Source organism: Brevibacillus centrosporus, assembly GCF_046622605.1.
Taxonomy (GTDB): Bacteria; Bacillota; Bacilli; order Brevibacillales; family Brevibacillaceae; genus Brevibacillus; species Brevibacillus centrosporus.
On sequence record NZ_CP176856.1, the window covers coordinates 1765727 to 1781956 of the forward strand.

The following is a 16230-nucleotide window of genomic DNA, read 5'->3' on the forward strand; positions in this document are numbered from 1 at the left end:
TAACCGTTAAAATTCCTTGAGGAGTCTGTTTGGGCAAGACTGACAGACTTGAATTAGGGTGGTACCGCGAGATGACACTCGTCCCTTTTTGGGATGGGTGTTTTTTTATTTACTTGGCATTGCCGAGTTTAGTAAATCTCAAATCTTGGTAAAGGAAGGAAGAACCTAACGTGGCACAAATTAACGTGACTTTCCCGGATGGCGCAGTTCGTCAATACGAGGCCGGGACTACCATCGAAGACATCGCTGGTTCCATTAGCGCCAGCTTGAAAAAGAAAGCCGTCGCTGGTAAAAAAGACGGCAAAGTCGTTGACCTGTACACCTCGCTGGAAGAGGATGCAGCGATCGAGATCGTGACGCTGGACTCCCCAGACGGCGTTGAAGTATATCGTCACAGTACCGCTCACTTGCTCGCACAAGCAGTAAAACGCATCTACGGCAGTGAAGTGAAATTCGGGATCGGTCCAGTAATCGAAGACGGTTTCTACTACGACATGGATATTCCTGTATCTTTGAGCCCGGAAGACCTCGGAAAAATCGAAGCGGAAATGGAAAAAATCGTGAAAGAGGATTTGCCAATTCGCCGCAAAGTCGTTAGCCGCGCAGAAGCAACAGAGATTTTCCAAGGCTTGAATGACCATCTGAAGCTGGAACTGATCCGCGACCTGCCAGAAGATGCGACCATCACTCTGTATGAACAGGGCGAATTCTTCGACCTGTGCCGTGGACCTCATTTGCCTTCCACTGGCTTCATCAAAGCATTCAAGCTGATGAACGTAGCGGGTGCTTACTGGCGCGGAAAATCGGAAAACCAAGTACTGCAGCGTGTATACGGTACTGCATGGCCGAAAAAAGCCGAGCTGGAAGAATATCTGCACTTCATCGAAGAAGCGAAAAAACGCGACCACCGCAAATTGGGAAAAGAGCTCGAGCTGTTCATGTTCTCTGAGGAAGCTCCAGGTATGCCGTTCTACCTGCCTAAAGGCTTTACTGTCCGCAACGAGCTGGAGCAATTCTCCCGCCGTCTGCAGCAGCTGGCGCAATACACAGAGGTACGCACTCCGTTCCTGATGAACGAGCGCCTCTGGAAGCAATCCGGCCACTGGGAGCATTACCAAGAGAACATGTACTTCTCTGAAGTAGATAATGCGACTTACGCTCTGAAGCCGATGAACTGTCCAGGACACATGCTGATGTACAAAAATGCGATGCATTCCTACCGCGATCTGCCAATCCGTTACTCCGAGTTTGGTCAGGTTCACCGCCACGAGTACTCCGGTGCTCTGAACGGTATGCTTCGCGTACGGACTTTTTGCCAGGATGACGCGCACGTATTTGTTCGTCCGGATCAGATCGAAACCGAAATCAAAGGCATGATCAAGCTGATCGACAGTATTTATAAAGTGTTCGGCTTCGAATACAGTGTGTCTCTGTCTACTCGTCCAGAGGATTCCATGGGCTCCGACGAGCTGTGGGAAACAGCTGAAGGTGCTTTGAAAAAAGTGCTGGAGGCATCCGGAATGCCATACGGTATCGAAGAAGGCGACGGTGCCTTCTATGGACCGAAGATCGACTTCCACATCACAGATGCGCTGAAACGCCGTCACCAATGCGGTACTATCCAGCTGGACTTCCAAATGCCAGAGAAGTTTGACCTGACTTATGTCGGTCAAGACAACGAAAAGCATCGTCCAGTCGTTCTGCACCGTGCGATGTACGGTTCCATGGAGCGCTTCATCGGTATCCTGATCGAACACTATGCAGGGGCATTTCCAGTGTGGCTCACTCCAATCCAGGCTCGCCTGATGAACATCAGCGAAGTGCACACTCCTTACGCAGAAAAAGTGAAGGAACAGCTGCAGCAAGCAGGTATCCGCGTAGAGCTGGATGCGCGCAATGAGAAAATCGGTTACAAAATCCGTGAAGCCCAAGTCCAAAAAATCCCATACATGCTCGTCATTGGGGAAAAAGAAATGGAAGACGGCACTCTGTCCGTGCGTAAACGCGGAGTAGGGGATGAAGGTGCAATGAGCGTGGATGCGTTCGTTGAAAAAATTCGTGCCGAAATCAACGAAATGAAGTAAGAGGCGTCCGACGCCTAGGTTTTAAATGGATAAAGGGGCAGCTCCTTCCGTGTTGAAGGTGCTGCCCCTTTTTTACATGCTTTCTAATGCCCGACGTACCGGGCGTACAGAGAGCGTGCAATGGTAACGTCATCAGTTCCTTGTACGAGCACGCGTCCATCTTGGAAAAAAACGAGGGTGTAATCATCCGTGCGAAAACGGAGCAAGAAGCGATTGTGTTCGATCCCCCCCAAAGGCGCATATCGCTTGGCAAGCAGGGTCAGATCGACAGACACAGGGTAGCTCGGGCGGATCTGAACGGTGTCGCGACCGCAGAGTGTAGCAAACTCTTCCGTTGTATCCTTCAACGTTAATGATTCAAACTCTTTTTTGACGCAGGCAGGGCATGCTGGATTTTGCCCTGAGGAAATAGGGAGCTGGTCATGGTCGTTTTGCCAAATATCGAATTGCTCCAGATGTGGGTTGAGATGCTCCAGATCCCCAATTAAAAGCTTCATTGCCTCTGTCGCCTGATAAGAAGCGATGATGGAGACGAGGGGACCGAGTACGCCGACCGTGTCGCAGGTTTCCCCCCTTCCTGCCGGTGCATGGGGGAACAGACAGCGAAAACATGGAGTGATGCCCGGGCGAATGACTGCAAACATGCCGCGAGAGCTTACAGCACCTCCATACACCCACGGCTTTCCATATTTGATCGCGACATCGTTGATCAGGTAGCGTACTTGAAAATTATCGGATCCATCGAGAATGACATCAGCATCTGAAAGCAGGCTTTCGGCATTTCCCGCATGCAGGTCGGCTATGATGCCCTCAATGCTCACGGTGGAATTGATCGTCCGCAGCTTATCGGCAGCAGCGATCGCTTTTGGGGTATGTTGATTTGCATCTGCTTCATCGTAGAGCATCTGTCTCTGTAGATTGCTTGGCTCCACGAAATCGCGGTCGATCATCCGGACGTGTCCGACACCTGCGCGAACGAGATGGTTGGCAAGTACTGTACCTAAAGCCCCCATCCCGACAATGACAGCTTTTTTATTCGCCAGTTTCTCTTGCCCTTGTGGTCCAATAGGGGAAAATAACAGTTGCCTAGAGTAGCGCGTGCTGGAATCCATAGCTGACTCCTTTCCGTCGATCAGCAAATCATTCGTCCTGATACAAAATCCTGCAGTTCTGCACTTGCAGGGTGGTGGAAGAAGGTATGGGTGTCAGCCAACTCGACGAGTCTCCCCTTGTGCAAAAACAGGCACGCATCTGCGAGTCTTTTTGCCTGGGGAAGGTTGTGTGTGATCATGAGGATCGTCGTGTGCTGCTGATGATTAACCTGCTGAATCACGCGCTCAAAAATGGAAATATTGTACGGGTCGAGACTCGCGGTCGGTTCATCGAGCAGCAGGAGCTCAGGCTCGCAGGCGAGTGCGCGTGCCAAAGCGATTCGCTGTGCTTCTCCACCGGATAGGGTCTGGGCTCGCTGTCTCGCGAGGGGTGACAGCTCCACCAGCCCCAGGGCATGCTCTACTCTTTTTTGGACAGTAGACTTATCTAGGTTCCGATACCGCAGTCCTAATGCTACGTTGTCAAAAACGGTCGCCTGAAACATGGAGGGTCTTTGTGCGACGAAAGCCATTTTGCGCTGGATCGGCACCCCCTTGCGATAGGTGAGGGAAGGCAGCTCCACATCCGTTCCGAAAAGCTGCATGCTCCCGCGAGTTGGCTTCTCCAACAGATTCATGACGCGCAATAACGTGCTTTTCCCCGCACCGCTCGGACCGACGATACCGTAAATTCGACCGCGTTCAAAAATAGCCTGCTCGACCTGCAAAACGGTTCTTCCTTCGTAAGAGACTTCGAGATCTTTGAGCTTCAATCGGTTCATCTATTCATCTCCGCCTGGATTTCATTTGATTCATCATGCCAACCATCAGAAAGCTGTTGAACAAGAAGCTGATTGCCAAAAGGACGAGCCCCAATTGCAGGCCTGCTGTGAAATTCCCTGTTCGCGTCTCCAGAATAATGGCCGTTGTCATCACGCGTGTGTGGTGCTCAATGTTCCCTCCAACCAGCATGACAGCACCGACCTCGGAAATCGCTCTGCCAAAAGCAGCGGCAACTCCTGACCAAATCCCCCCGCGCGCCTCGCGAATAATGGTCAGCATCATCTGCAGGGGAGTAGCTCCCAGGCTTTTCGCTGTTTCCCAATAGGTGCGTTCCTTTCCGTGCACAGCTGCCATGGTTAAGCCGGCCAGTATTGGCGTTACAAGTACGACCTGAGCGATAATCATGGCTTCGGCACTAAATAAAAGGTCGAGCGAACCGAGTGGACCGTACCGGGAGAGGAGGAGGTAAACGATCACACCGACCAAAACGGGAGGCAGTCCCATGCAGGTATAGATCAGGGCGATGATCAGTCGCTTTCCTGGGAAGGAGTACAGCCCTAGAATAGCGCCAAAAGGTATTCCCATGAGCATCCCGAGCAGAACAGAAGAAGTCGTTACCTTCAGGGAGAGCGAGATGACCTCCCAGACATCCTGTGTGAGCATCATGAAAAGAGTCTCCTAGCGTTTCTTGGCATCAGGCACGAACAGTCCTTTTCCGTAGTCCTTTTGCCCAAATTCTCCAATCAGCTTTTGGCCTTCAGCCCCTGTGAAAAATTCGATAAGCTTCATGCCTTCTTCTTGCTTGGCAGAAGACTTGACCTGAATGATCCCGTATGGATTCAAAAGCGATTTGTCACCCTGCATGACCACATCGAGATTGAGCTTTCGAGAGAGAAAGGTAGCCTCGTCCGTCAGGGTATAGGCTTTTTTCTCATCCGTCATTTGCAGCGTCTCGCCCATTCCCTGGCCTGACGAGAGATACCAGCTGTCTTCTGGCTTGATCTTGGCTTCTGTCCAAATGCCTTTTTCTTTTTTATCTGTACCCGAGTCATCCCCTCGCGAGATAAAGGTTGCTTTTTTCTCGGCGATTTTGCCAAACGCTTCTTTGGCTGTTTTCGCTTGCTTGACTCCGGCAGGATCGTCTGCTGGACCTACGATGTAGAACTGGTTGTACATGACATCAAAAGCGTTGACGCCAAATCCTTTTGCGACAAATTCATCCTCGGACTTGCGAGCGTGAACGAGCAAAACATCCGCGTTTCCGTCTTCCCCAAGCTTGATGGCTTGTCCAGTTCCGACAGCGACTACCTTTACTTTAATGCCAGATTGTTGCTCAAAGATTGGCAGCAGGTAGTCGAGTAAGCCGGAATCCTGGGTGCTCGTTGTAGTAGCGAGGGTAATTTCCTTGACTTCCTGCGTTTCAGGAGCGGGAGTAGCAGTGGGAGACTGCGCCGGAGCAGAGCTAGATTGAGAACAGGCAGCAAGTAACAGGATCAGCGAAAATAACAAAAAGACTTTGGCAAAACGCAGATTCTTCATCATGATCACTCCTAATCAAATTGATGGGATTCGTCAATACATTCTGTCTATTTCCTTGCCAGTTTGAGAGACGTTGTAGCCGCCTTGAGCAACGACTTCCTGCTTGAATGAAGGGTCGCGCAGGAGGGAGAGAAGCTCGCGAAAGCGTTCTTGCTTGACGAAGCGCTCAGGAATTACGAGGTCGTAGCGCTCTTCCTGGATCGGAAAAAAGTCTAGTCCCATTCCGCGGGCCACACTTTCTATGCCCAATGCTACATCTGCCGTACCTTGCAAGACGGCTGAGGCGGTAGCGTAATGCGTCGTCAGCTCGACATCGTAGCCAGGAATGGCTTGCGCGGATACTTTCTTCTGCTGCATGCTGAAATCGAGAAGTACCCGAGTCCCGGATCCGCGCTGGCGATTGACGATGCGATGTTTTCCGCTGAACAATTCCTCCCAGCTGGTGATCATCCGCGGGTTGCCTTTTGGCACGACGAAGCCTTGCCAGCGGCTGACCAGATTGACGACAGTGACTCCTTCGTTCGGAAGTAGACAGCGGATGTAAGGCAGGTTGTACTCGCCTGTCATTCGATCGAGAAGATGGGTGCCAGCCATTTCTACGCGCCCTTTGTAGAGCTCGATCAGCCCGTCCAAGCTTCCAGAAAAGGCAGGTAGCAGCGTAATTCCGCGCTCTGCCAGCTTCCTCGTCAAGAGGTCGATGGTGAGGTCATGGCTCCCTGCAAAAATGATTTCGTAGGGCTGGGATGTCTGTCTCTGGGGAGAAGAAAAGCCGTTTGAGGAAAGCTGCTCGTCCCGCGCCTTGCTCTTGTGCATGAAGGTGTCGAGATCCGTGCGTAAAATGCGCAGTGTGCGCCCGATTTTGGAGGCAGGCAATTCTTTGCGTTTGATCAACTCATAGACGGTATACCGGGTAAGCTTTAGCTCCGCAGCAACCTCGTCTGGAGTCAGGTAATCGCTTTCCAAAGTGTCACCCTCTTTTTCAGTTTGGTTGAATTGGTTTTAGTTAGTTTTAGTTTGTTTTACATGTTTTGGTCTATAAATAACATACTTTACCAGCAGGTGGATAGGCAAGAAAATAATCGAAAAATTAGCAATTTTGCTGGATTTTCGTGGTATTCAGGAAGGATTACCCATATAATAGTCGTAATAGTAGGTATATTTTGTGAGTTCAATGTGAATGAAGATTGGGGAGGGAAAGAGCGATGGCTTTGGGGGGATTCAAAAACCGTGAATTGCTGGTCGATCTCACTTCAGGTGCGGTTGATTATCGTCCGATTAACGAAGGCCTGGCGAGGACATACATCGGTGGCCGCGGATTGGGAGTCAAGTACGTCTATGACAACGGGGCGCAGGTAGAGCCATTTTCGGAAGACAACATACTGTGTATGATGACAGGGCCGGTGACAGGCTCCCGTTCATCGATGAGTGGGCGTCTCTGTATGGTCACCAAATCTCCCTTGACGGGTACCGTTACGGACTCGCATATGGGCGGATGGTCTGCGGCGCGCCTGAAATGGTCCGGTATTGACAACGTGATCTTCAAGGGTGCGAGTGACAAGCCTGTCTATTTGTATATCGAGAATGGCCAAGGCGAGCTGCGAGATGCCAGCGAGCTGTGGGGAAAAGGAACTCGTGCGACGGTAGCAGCTATGCAAGAGCGATATGGGAAAGAAGACTTGAGTGTCATCTGTATCGGACAAGCGGGAGAGAATCTCGTTCGCTATGCGGGTTTTATGAACGAGAATGACCGTGCAGCTGGTCGGGGAGGTACAGGTGCAGTCGCAGGGTCCAAAAAGCTCAAGGCGATTGTCATCAAGGCTGCCCAAAAAGGCAATATGCCACAGCCTGCTCAAGATGAGGAGTACAAAAAGGCCAATCAAAAGGCGCTCAAGGCCATCATGGAGGGCGGCTTGACAGCACCGAAAAAGGGTGGACTCTCCGTCTACGGTACCAACGTACTGACCAGCATCATTAATGAAGTAGGTGCTCTTCCGACCATGAACTCCAAATATACGCATTGGGACGGAGCAGAAGGGCATAGCGGAGAAACCGTGAATGCCACGTTGCTGGTAGCAGATAACACCTGCCATGCTTGTCCTGTGGCATGCAAGAAGGAAGTTGAAGTGAGAGAAGGCAAGTACAAGACGCGGGTAGAGAGCTTTGAATACGAGTCAGGCTGGGCGCTCGGCGCCAACTGTGGCGTGAGTGATGCTGCACCGATCTCGTTCCTGATCAATCTGTGCAACGAGTACGGCATGGACACGATTGAGCTCGGCAACACCTTGTCCTGTATGATGGAGGCCTACGAAAGAGGATTAACAGAGGAAAAGGTCGACTGGGGCGATGCTGATCGCATGATCGAGCTGACCGAGATGATGGTCTTCCGCAAAGGCGTGGGAGATATTCTGGCCGAGGGAACAGCTCGTGCTGCCAAAGCATTTGGCGATGAAAATCTGGCGATGTGCGTCAAAGGGCAAGCGATCCCTGCGTACGACCCGCGCGGAATCCAGGGAATCGGTCTCGGGTATGCGACCAGCAACCGCGGTGCATGTCACTTGCGCGGCTATACTGTTGCGAGCGAGATTGCAGGAATCCCGGTACCGACAGATCGCCTGGTGCCAGAAGGAAAAGGCGAGCTGCTCAAAATATTCCAGGATCTCTTGGCTTTCTCCGATTCCATGAATATTTGCAAGTTCTCGTCGTTCTCGGAAAACGCGGAGAATTACGCAGAGCAGTATTCGACGATGACAGGCGTTCCAGTAACCGCAGATGACGTCATGAAAATTGGCGAACGGATTTACAATCTGGAGCGACATTACAACAACCTGGCGGGCTTTGACAAACGCGAGGATGACTATTTGCCAAAACGCTTTATGCAAGAGCCTGCAAGCGGAAACAGTGCAGGGCACGTTAGCCAGCTTGAAGTCATGCTGAACGACTACTATCAGCTGCGCGGCTGGGTAGATGGTGTCGTTCCTGAGGAAAAACTAAAAGAACTCCACATCGTATAAACTTGCCTCTCGTGGCAAAGCAAAAAGGTGGAAACCTGCTTTCCACCTTTTTGCACTCTTTCTATTCCGTGATCGCGTAGTTAGCCTCCGACCCTCAAGATTTTGAGGCGAAATTGAGCCATGAGCCTTTCAAAGCTTTCCGGTCCAAGCGCTGTCATGCGGATAAAGACGGCGTTGACATGAAAGCGGGAAGTAATCCTCACTTGCTCTTCTCGCAAAATCTCTGCTTGCCACTGATCGCCCACAACCTGGATTGGCAAGCTTTCCGATTTTGCTTCGCCCCCGCACTCGGTCAAATAGGTAACGAGCGCGGACACGGGAATCCCGCGCAGCTCCATAACTTTCTCGATCATCTTATCCTCCTGCCACCGGCGGGAACAAAGCAAATTGATCATCTTCTAGCACGCGGGTTTGGAGTCCTTCTGCATGAATGACATTGCGCCCGTTTAGAAACACATGGACAAACGGTTTGAATGTTCGCTCCGGTGTAAAGATTTCTTCATCCAAAGCAGGATACATCTGAATCAAGGCTTCGAGAATATCAATGACTCGATTGCCACTGTCCATGGGAACTTCCACAGATTTGGCCTGACAGATCTCACGAAAATTGGCAAAGACTTTTACTTTCATATTTGAATATTCTCCTTTTTCTTTTTATTATACTGGATTTAACAAAGAAGCAAAATGAAGGAAATGGATGGAGGCAATCATGAAATTCTTCCATGTAAAGACAGTTGCAGAAACGTTAGAAGTGATTGCAGGCGAATTTAAACCAAATAGGCCTTCCATCGAGGTATCGTTGATCGATGCGTTGGATATGGTGCTGGCTGAAGACGTGTTTTCCGATGAGCAGGTTCCTCATTTTTCCCGTTCGACCGTAGATGGCTACGCGGTGCGTGCGCGCGATACGTACGGCGCTTCTGACTCGTTACCGGCTTTTCTCGATGTGACAGGAAAAATCGATATGGGGAAGTCGGCTGTGCAGCCTGTCAAGGAAGGACAGGCACAGTCAATCCCGACAGGTGGGATGGTACCAGATGGGGCAGACAGTGTTGTCATGATCGAACATGTAGAAGAGGTAGATGATCTGCTCAATGTCTATCGTCAGGTGGCACCGGGCGAAAATGTAATTCGCGCGGGGGACGATGTGGAAAAGGGAGAACTGGTGATAGCAGCAGGACAGCGGCTTCGCCCGCAAGACCTGGGAGTCCTTTCAGCGATTGGCAAGACAAGTATACGTGTGTATCCCCGGCCGATTGTCGCGATTTTATCGACGGGGGATGAAATCGTTCCGGCGGATAAGAAGGTACTGTCGCCAGGAGAAATACGCGACATCAATAGCATTACAGTGGCTACGGCAGCACGTCAATGCGGGGCGCAAGTCATTTACGGGGGGATCGTCCCGGATGACTATGAGTCGTTCGCCAAAAGAGCCAAAGACCTGTTTGACCAATCCGACCTGCTGCTCTTGTCGGGAGGAAGCTCTGTCGGGACTCGCGATTATACGGAACAGGTCATGCAGTCTTTGGGAGATCCGGGCGTTCTGGTCCACGGTGTTTCGATTAAGCCAGGCAAGCCGACAATCATCGCGAAAGCAGGCGCAAAGCCCGTTGTGGGATTGCCTGGTCACCCGGCTTCTGCTTTGATTATTTTCCATCTGTTTGTGGCACCCCTGATCCAAAGGCTGCAGGGACAGAAGCCAGCCGCATACGTTTCGCGGATTTCGGCTAGAATTTCTCGCAACATTGCATCGGCGGTGGGACGCTCGGACTACATCCGTGTTAAGCTGGAGGAGAGAGAGGACGGGCTTTGGGCTGTACCTGTCTTCGGAAAATCAGGTTTGATCTCGACATTAGTGAAAAGCGATGGAATGGTGGAAATATCAGCAAACAAGGAAGGGATACTGGAAGGCGAAGCTGTGCACGTCCATTTATTTCAATAAATTCGGAATTGAGATAGCAAGGAAAAAGATAAAGAAGAAGGAATGGCAGGAGGAGAACGATGCGCAAAATCTACCTGGAAGACACACCCCTGAACGAAGCGCAGCGAAGAATCGCGAATCGGATTTCGTTCCAGCCGCAAGTGGAGGTCATTCCGACGCGAGAGGCGCTGGGGAGAGTCACGGCACGGCCGATTTACGCGAAAGTATCGATGCCTAATTTCCATGCTTCGGCGATGGATGGGATTGCGGTAAAAGCAGAAACAACGTACGGGGCGGATGAGCAGCACCCCGTTCGATTGCGCCATCTCGTGGATTACGTGGAGGTTGATACAGGTGATCCGATCCCGAATGGCTTTGATGCGGTGATTATGATCGAAAACGTTCATCAGATTGACGAGGAGACCATTGAGATTTTGGAAGCAGTCGCTCCTTGGCAGCATATCAGGCCAATCGGAGAGGATGTTGTGATCGGCGAGGTCATTGTCCCAGACCGACATCGGCTGCGTCCGGTGGATTTGGGAGCATTGCTGGCGGGTGGCAATGTCACGGTGCCGGTTTTTCGTAAGCCTCGTGTAGCCATCATTCCCACAGGTACCGAGCTTATCGAGCCTTCGGAGAATGTGGCAGAAGGGCAGATTATCGAATTTAATGGCACCGTTTTTGCCGCCTACTTGAAGGAGTGGGGAGCTGAGCCCGTGTACCACGGAATCGTGCAAGACGATTACGAGATGATCAAAAGGGCAGTTAAGACCGCTCTCCAGGGTGCCGATATGGTACTCTTAAATGCAGGCTCATCCGCAGGGCGGGAAGATTTCACCGTCCATGTGGTAGAAGAGCTGGGAGAAGTGCTGACGCATGGCGTAGCTACTCGTCCAGGTAAGCCGGTTGTAGTCGGTGTCATCGAGGAAAAGCCGGTGATTGGACTGCCCGGCTATCCGGTATCCGCGTATTTGAATCTGGAATGGTTCGCACGTTCCCTCGTTTATCATTATTATGGACTGCTTCAGCCAGAAAGGCAGCGGATCAAAGCCACAGTCGGAAGGCGTATCGTATCTGTCATGGGAGCGGAGGACTTCATCCGCGTTACCATAGGCTGTATGGATGGACAATTCATTGCCAATCCTTTGACTCGCTCTGCTGGTGTCACGATGTCGATGGTACGTGCGGATGGGCTGTTGCGTATACCACCGGGAAACCTTGGCTACGAACAGGGGGAGGTTGTGGAGGTAGAGCTGTACCGACCTGTGGAGCAGATACAAAATACGATTGTTTCGACTGGCAGTCACGATCTATCGATGGACGTGCTGCATTCGCTTCTGCGCAAAAAGAATCCAGAGCGCTTCCTCGTTTCTTCGCATGTTGGCAGTATGGGTGGTATCCTGGCTATCCAAAAAGGGGAAGCACATATCGCGGGTGTCCATCTTTTCGATGAGGAGTCAGGAGAGTATAATCAGAGCTATGTAGAAAAATACATGAAGGACAAAGAAGTCGTGCTCGTCCAATTGGTGTATCGGCAGCAAGGCTGGTTTGTGAAGAAAGGCAATCCGCTGGGGATATCGTCTGTACATGATCTGACGAAGCCCGGCATTACGTATATCAATCGCCAACGAGGGGCTGGAACCAGACTTCTCTTTGACTATCTGCTCAAGCAGGAAGCGGTGGACAGAGATGGCATCTACGGCTATTCTCGAGAGGCAGTCTCCCATTTGAGTGTGGCTGCAGCAGTCGCAGGTGGGACTGCTGATGTAGGCCTCGGGATTTACTCTGCGGCAGCTGCGATGGATCTGGATTTTATCCCCGTTGCAGAAGAGCGCTACGACTTGTTGATGACCCAAGCTTTCTATCACAGCAGTCGAGGCCAGGAGCTCTTAGCCTGCATTCGTTCAGAAGCGTTCGCTTTGGAAATGGAAGCGTTAGGTGGATACAGTTGCCGGGACTCTGGACAAATCGTCTACTCAGCGGCAATGTCAGAAATATGAGAATGTAATCTGCCCATCATGGAAAAGGAGAGTGATCACCAATGTCTGAGCAAATTCTTGATACACGAAATCGCCCTCTCCGAGATCTGCGTATTTCCGTGACAGACAAATGCAATTTTCGCTGCCAATACTGTATGCCCGCAGAAATATTTGGTCCAGACTTCGAATTCCTTCCTCAGCACAGGCTGCTGTCATTTGAAGAAATTACGCGCTTGACTCGAATTTTTACTTCCGTTGGTGTTGGCAAGATCCGGATCACAGGCGGAGAGCCGCTCATGCGAAAGGAATTGCCAAAATTAATTGAAATGATAAGACAGGTAGAAGGTGTTCAGGATATTGCGATGACGACCAATGGCTCTCTCCTCGCCCGCCACGCAAAAGCGCTGAAGGAAGCGGGGCTGGATCGGGTAACTGTCAGCTTGGACAGCCTCGACGATGAGCGGTTCGGACGGATGAACGGCAGAGGCTATCACGTGTCTGACGTGTTGAAAGGGATTGAAGCCGCAGCGGAAGCAGGACTTTCGATCAAGCTGAACATGGTCGTGCAGCGCGGTGTGAACGATGAGGATATTTTGCCGATGGCCCGCTTTTTCCGCGAGCAAAAGCATACACTTCGTTTCATCGAATTCATGGATGTAGGGAACAGTAACGGATGGAAGCTGGATCAAGTAGTTCCCTCCAGCGAAATTGTGCAGAGAATTCACGAGGAAATGCCTCTCACGCCAATCGATCCGAATTATTTCGGGGAAGTGGCTTCCCGTTACCGTTACGTGGGGACCGATCAGGAAATCGGGCTGATTTCGTCCGTGACACAGGCGTTTTGCTCGACTTGTACCAGAGCGCGGCTGTCGGCAGAAGGCAAGCTGTACAGCTGTCTTTTCGCCTCCGTTGGGGATGATTTGCGGGCACCGCTGCGGGAAGGGAAAAGCGACGAGGAAATCCGGGAGCAGATCCGCACGATCTGGGGGAAACGCGATGACCGGTACTCGGAAGTGCGCTTGAACGATACCCCGGGACTGAACAAGCCCGACAAGGTGGAAATGTCCCATATCGGCGGCTAACACAAAGCGTAAACAGCGCTTGACAAAGGGGAATACGCCCTGTATTATAAAGAGCGTGTATAAACACGAAACACTTCATACTTCGAGAACAAGCAGAGGCGCCCAGCTTCTCACCTGGGTCGACGTCTTACACGACTGTTGACAGGTAACTCTTACGCAAAGATCCTTGGATCTGATGAATTTGCTAGGTGAGATATGTGCGGGCGCATAATGCGTTCGCACATTTTTGTTCCTTCTCGAAATTGACGGGGGTGGCAAGTATTAGCAAGGATCAAATGTTGATTAACGAAGCGATCCGTGCCCGTGAAGTCCGATTGATCGGTGCTGACGGGAGCCAATTGGGAGTCGTAGCCTTTAGGGAAGCTTTGCGCATCGCCCAGGAAGCTGAATTGGATCTGGTAAATGTTGCTCCTACAGCCAAGCCGCCTGTATGCCGTATCATGGACTATGGAAAGTTCAAGTACGAGCAGGCGAAAAAGGAAAAAGAAGCACGTAAAAACCAGAAGATCATCGAGCTCAAAGAAGTGCGTTTCTCTTCCAACATCGAGGAACACGATTTCCAAACAAAGCTTCGTAACGTCCGTAAGTTCTTGGAGGATCAACACAAGGTGAAGTGTACGATCCGTTTCCGTGGACGTGAAATCACCCACTCCGAAATCGGACTTGCCGTTATGGAACGTGTTGCAGCCCAGTGTGAAGATCTCGCTTCGCCTGAGCGCAAGCCAAAGATCGAAGGCCGCAGCATGATCATGATTCTGGCTCCGAAAGCGGAAAAGTAAGATAGTAGTTTAGACAGGAGGATTTTTCAGATGCCTAAAATGAAAACCAACAAGGCTGCTGCGAAACGTTTCAAAAAAACCGGAAGCGGCCAATTGAAGCGCGACCGCGCGTTTGGTAGCCACTTGTTCGCTAACAAATCCACTAAAGCTAAACGTCACCTGCGTAAAGCTGCACTGGTATCCAAAGGCGATCAAAAACGTATGGAGCAAATGCTCACTTACCTGTAAGTTTATCTTTATTACACACCATTACGCAGCATGAGCTCCCTAAGCGCCTAGTGATAGGCCGCCATGCTGGAAAGACCAGGAGGAGTTTAGTATGCCAAGAGTAAAAGGTGGCATTGTTTCACGCCGTCGTCATAAGAAAATCCTGAAGCTGGCGAAAGGTTACTTCGGTTCCAAACATCGCCTGTTTAAATCCGCTAATGCGCAGGTAATGAAATCCCTGCTGTATGCATACCGTGACCGTCGTCAAAAGAAACGTGATTTCCGCAAACTGTGGATCACTCGTATCAACGCACAAGCTCGCCTGAACGGCCTGTCCTACAGCCGTCTCATGCACGGCCTGAAAGTAGCTGGCATCGAAGTTAACCGCAAAATGCTGGCTGACCTGGCTGTGAACGACAAAGCAGCTTTCAACGAGCTGGCTACAGTTGCAAAAGGCAAACTGAACGCGTAAGATTTGCCGATGAAGTCGATCTTCCTCAAAAGGGAGGGTCGGCTTTTTTATTTTAACCGCTACAAAAAGCAAAAAGAGCGCTTCTTGGAGGGCTTCCGTACAAGCAATTTGGCGGACAAACCATATGGATAATAATGACGCGAAAGGAAGGGGGGAGAGAGGATATTCAAACATTCTGTAAGCATGACTATGAGGATTACGATCACAGCGCAAAAAAGCGTGAGTCGAACCATAGGTGCCACTGCTGCTACAAAAGGCCAGAACCGAGGGATGCATACGAATGGAAAAAGCGAGAACGAAAAAGTGCATGCTGTTGCTGCTGTAGGGAGCGGGAGCGCAAGTGTGAGTGCTGCTGTTGCTGCCGAAAAGTGGGCGAGGATGAATGGCGACTGGGAGCATGAATACGAGGAAGACGATGACGAAGATGAGGACGAATGTAATTGCGGCAGATGAAAAAAGGAAAGAAACGGAAAGAGCACTGCTGCAAAAAATGTGGCAAGCCTCATAAAAAATAAAACAAGGCAAGGAAAATGAAAGTAGCTCAGGAATTTTTCTGAGCTTTTACATGTATCTAGGAGTTGCGAAGCATTCCCCGAAATAAGGGTGCCCTCCCCTGTTTAGGTGGAATATCGCCATGCCATGAGTCAAGCTATAATTAATTCGAATATTCCGTCATTTAGGAAAAAGGGAGGGCAGGTAAAATGAGGCGGCCGAAATGGATGTTTTTCGTAAGGGAGCTGGATGCGTATCCGACGGGGAAAAGAAGGGTTTTTCTTTTGTTCGTTGTGATATTAGCCAATTTTGTTGCCAACTACGAGTCGCAGATAGCTCCGGTGCTTTCCTTAATTTTGAAAGATATCGGAATCTCAAACCCTGAGTACGGCCTAATCGTCTCCCTGTCAGTCGTAGCGGCTGCATTTGGTGCCTTGCTCGGAGGACCTCTGTCAGATCGTTATGGTCGCACGCTGATCCTGGTTCCAGGCTTGTTACTGACCGTTCTCTGCGTATTTGGCATGGCTTTGTCCATTCTTTTGGCTCTCTATTATTTATGCGGTTGCTGCTCAACTTTATTGAAGGTGGATTTATAGGTGCTACGGCGGGTCTTGTACGGGATTTTTCACCACGGATGGGCAGGGCGCTGTCATTTGGCTTTTGGAGCTACGGGACATCGGGCTCTAATTATGGGCAAAGGCCGCTGGTTCAAGCGGCCATTGACCAAGAGTGTACCGACTGCAATCGACTCATAAACAGAAAAAGAACAGCCGGTTCCCTGATGCGGACG

18 protein-coding genes and 1 other annotated feature are annotated in these 16230 nt (G+C 50.7%); of the genes, 11 read left to right on the plus strand and 7 right to left on the minus strand.

Features of this window, described 5'->3' with window-relative positions; genetic code table 11:
• Positions 1–170: 170 nt before the first annotated feature.
• Positions 171–2084 carry a threonine--tRNA ligase gene (thrS, locus tag ACLIN2_RS09170; protein ID WP_092276099.1) on the plus strand — a complete coding sequence of 638 codons (1914 nt, stop codon included), beginning with the start codon at positions 171–173 and terminating at the stop codon, positions 2082–2084.
• A gap of 83 nt (positions 2085–2167) precedes the next feature.
• Here thrS and ACLIN2_RS09175 read toward each other — a convergent pair whose 3' ends face one another.
• Genes ACLIN2_RS09175 through ACLIN2_RS09195 form a run of 5 tightly spaced genes read right to left on the minus strand, consistent with a single transcriptional unit; the run spans position 2168 to position 6460 of the window.
• Entirely contained in the window at positions 2168–3196 is a 1029-nt protein-coding gene (locus ACLIN2_RS09175) for a ThiF family adenylyltransferase (protein WP_411503866.1), read from the minus strand.
• Between the two features lie 20 nt (positions 3197–3216).
• Positions 3217–3957 carry a phosphate ABC transporter ATP-binding protein gene (locus tag ACLIN2_RS09180; RefSeq protein WP_400582342.1) on the minus strand — a complete coding sequence of 247 codons (741 nt, stop codon included), beginning with the start codon at positions 3955–3957 and terminating at the stop codon, positions 3217–3219.
• Positions 3958–3961: 4 nt separating this feature from the next.
• Positions 3962–4624, minus strand: coding sequence for an ABC transporter permease (locus ACLIN2_RS09185; RefSeq protein ID WP_411503867.1), 663 nt, complete (start codon positions 4622–4624; stop codon positions 3962–3964).
• 12 nt (positions 4625–4636) lie between these two features.
• Positions 4637–5497, minus strand: a complete 861-nt coding sequence (locus ACLIN2_RS09190) for a substrate-binding domain-containing protein (protein WP_411503868.1) — start codon at positions 5495–5497, stop codon at positions 4637–4639.
• Between the two features lie 33 nt (positions 5498–5530).
• Positions 5531–6460: a substrate-binding domain-containing protein gene (locus tag ACLIN2_RS09195; protein ID WP_411503869.1), complete on the minus strand. Its 930-nt coding sequence runs from the start codon at positions 6458–6460 to the stop codon at positions 5531–5533.
• A gap of 239 nt (positions 6461–6699) precedes the next feature.
• Between ACLIN2_RS09195 and ACLIN2_RS09200 the strand changes: the two genes are divergently transcribed.
• On the plus strand, positions 6700–8508 hold the full coding sequence (locus tag ACLIN2_RS09200) for an aldehyde ferredoxin oxidoreductase family protein (protein ID WP_411503870.1): 1809 nt from the start codon (positions 6700–6702) through the stop codon (positions 8506–8508).
• A gap of 80 nt (positions 8509–8588) precedes the next feature.
• Here the strand turns inward: ACLIN2_RS09200 and ACLIN2_RS09205 are convergent, their stop codons facing one another.
• Together ACLIN2_RS09205 and ACLIN2_RS09210 are read right to left on the minus strand one after the other, a co-directional pair.
• Positions 8589–8861 carry a hypothetical protein gene (locus tag ACLIN2_RS09205; protein WP_092276081.1) on the minus strand — a complete coding sequence of 91 codons (273 nt, stop codon included), beginning with the start codon at positions 8859–8861 and terminating at the stop codon, positions 8589–8591.
• Position 8862: 1 nt separating this feature from the next.
• On the minus strand, positions 8863–9138 hold the full coding sequence (locus tag ACLIN2_RS09210) for a ubiquitin-like small modifier protein 1 (RefSeq protein WP_122924622.1): 276 nt from the start codon (positions 9136–9138) through the stop codon (positions 8863–8865).
• A 79-nt stretch (positions 9139–9217) separates the two neighbouring features.
• Between ACLIN2_RS09210 and glp the strand changes: the two genes are divergently transcribed.
• From glp to ACLIN2_RS09255, 9 genes are all read left to right on the plus strand, one after another.
• Positions 9218–10450: a molybdopterin molybdotransferase MoeA gene (gene glp, locus ACLIN2_RS09215; RefSeq protein ID WP_411503871.1), complete on the plus strand. Its 1233-nt coding sequence runs from the start codon at positions 9218–9220 to the stop codon at positions 10448–10450.
• A 59-nt stretch (positions 10451–10509) separates the two neighbouring features.
• On the plus strand, positions 10510–12429 hold the full coding sequence (locus tag ACLIN2_RS09220; RefSeq protein WP_411503872.1) for a molybdopterin biosynthesis protein: 1920 nt from the start codon (positions 10510–10512) through the stop codon (positions 12427–12429).
• Positions 12430–12470: 41 nt separating this feature from the next.
• Entirely contained in the window at positions 12471–13490 is a 1020-nt protein-coding gene (moaA, locus tag ACLIN2_RS09225) for a GTP 3',8-cyclase MoaA (protein WP_411503873.1), read from the plus strand.
• Positions 13491–13574: 84 nt separating this feature from the next.
• Positions 13575–13724 (plus strand) — a sequence feature (ribosomal protein L20 leader region).
• A gap of 41 nt (positions 13725–13765) precedes the next feature.
• The gene (infC, locus tag ACLIN2_RS09230) at positions 13766–14269 is read left to right on the plus strand and encodes a translation initiation factor IF-3 (RefSeq protein WP_400582355.1); all 504 of its coding nucleotides are present in this window, start codon (positions 13766–13768) and stop codon (positions 14267–14269) included.
• Between the two features lie 30 nt (positions 14270–14299).
• A complete protein-coding gene (gene rpmI, locus ACLIN2_RS09235; protein ID WP_092276061.1) occupies positions 14300–14497 on the plus strand; it encodes a 50S ribosomal protein L35 in 198 nt (65 codons plus the stop codon).
• A 91-nt stretch (positions 14498–14588) separates the two neighbouring features.
• The gene (rplT, locus tag ACLIN2_RS09240; RefSeq protein WP_092276058.1) at positions 14589–14948 is read left to right on the plus strand and encodes a 50S ribosomal protein L20; all 360 of its coding nucleotides are present in this window, start codon (positions 14589–14591) and stop codon (positions 14946–14948) included.
• A 219-nt stretch (positions 14949–15167) separates the two neighbouring features.
• Positions 15168–15401: a hypothetical protein gene (locus tag ACLIN2_RS09245; protein WP_411503874.1), complete on the plus strand. Its 234-nt coding sequence runs from the start codon at positions 15168–15170 to the stop codon at positions 15399–15401.
• A gap of 248 nt (positions 15402–15649) precedes the next feature.
• The gene (locus ACLIN2_RS09250; protein ID WP_411503875.1) at positions 15650–16036 is read left to right on the plus strand and encodes an MFS transporter; all 387 of its coding nucleotides are present in this window, start codon (positions 15650–15652) and stop codon (positions 16034–16036) included.
• Positions 16037–16195 carry a hypothetical protein gene (locus ACLIN2_RS09255; protein ID WP_411503876.1) on the plus strand — a complete coding sequence of 53 codons (159 nt, stop codon included), beginning with the start codon at positions 16037–16039 and terminating at the stop codon, positions 16193–16195.
• The last annotated feature ends 35 nt before the right edge of the window (positions 16196–16230 follow it).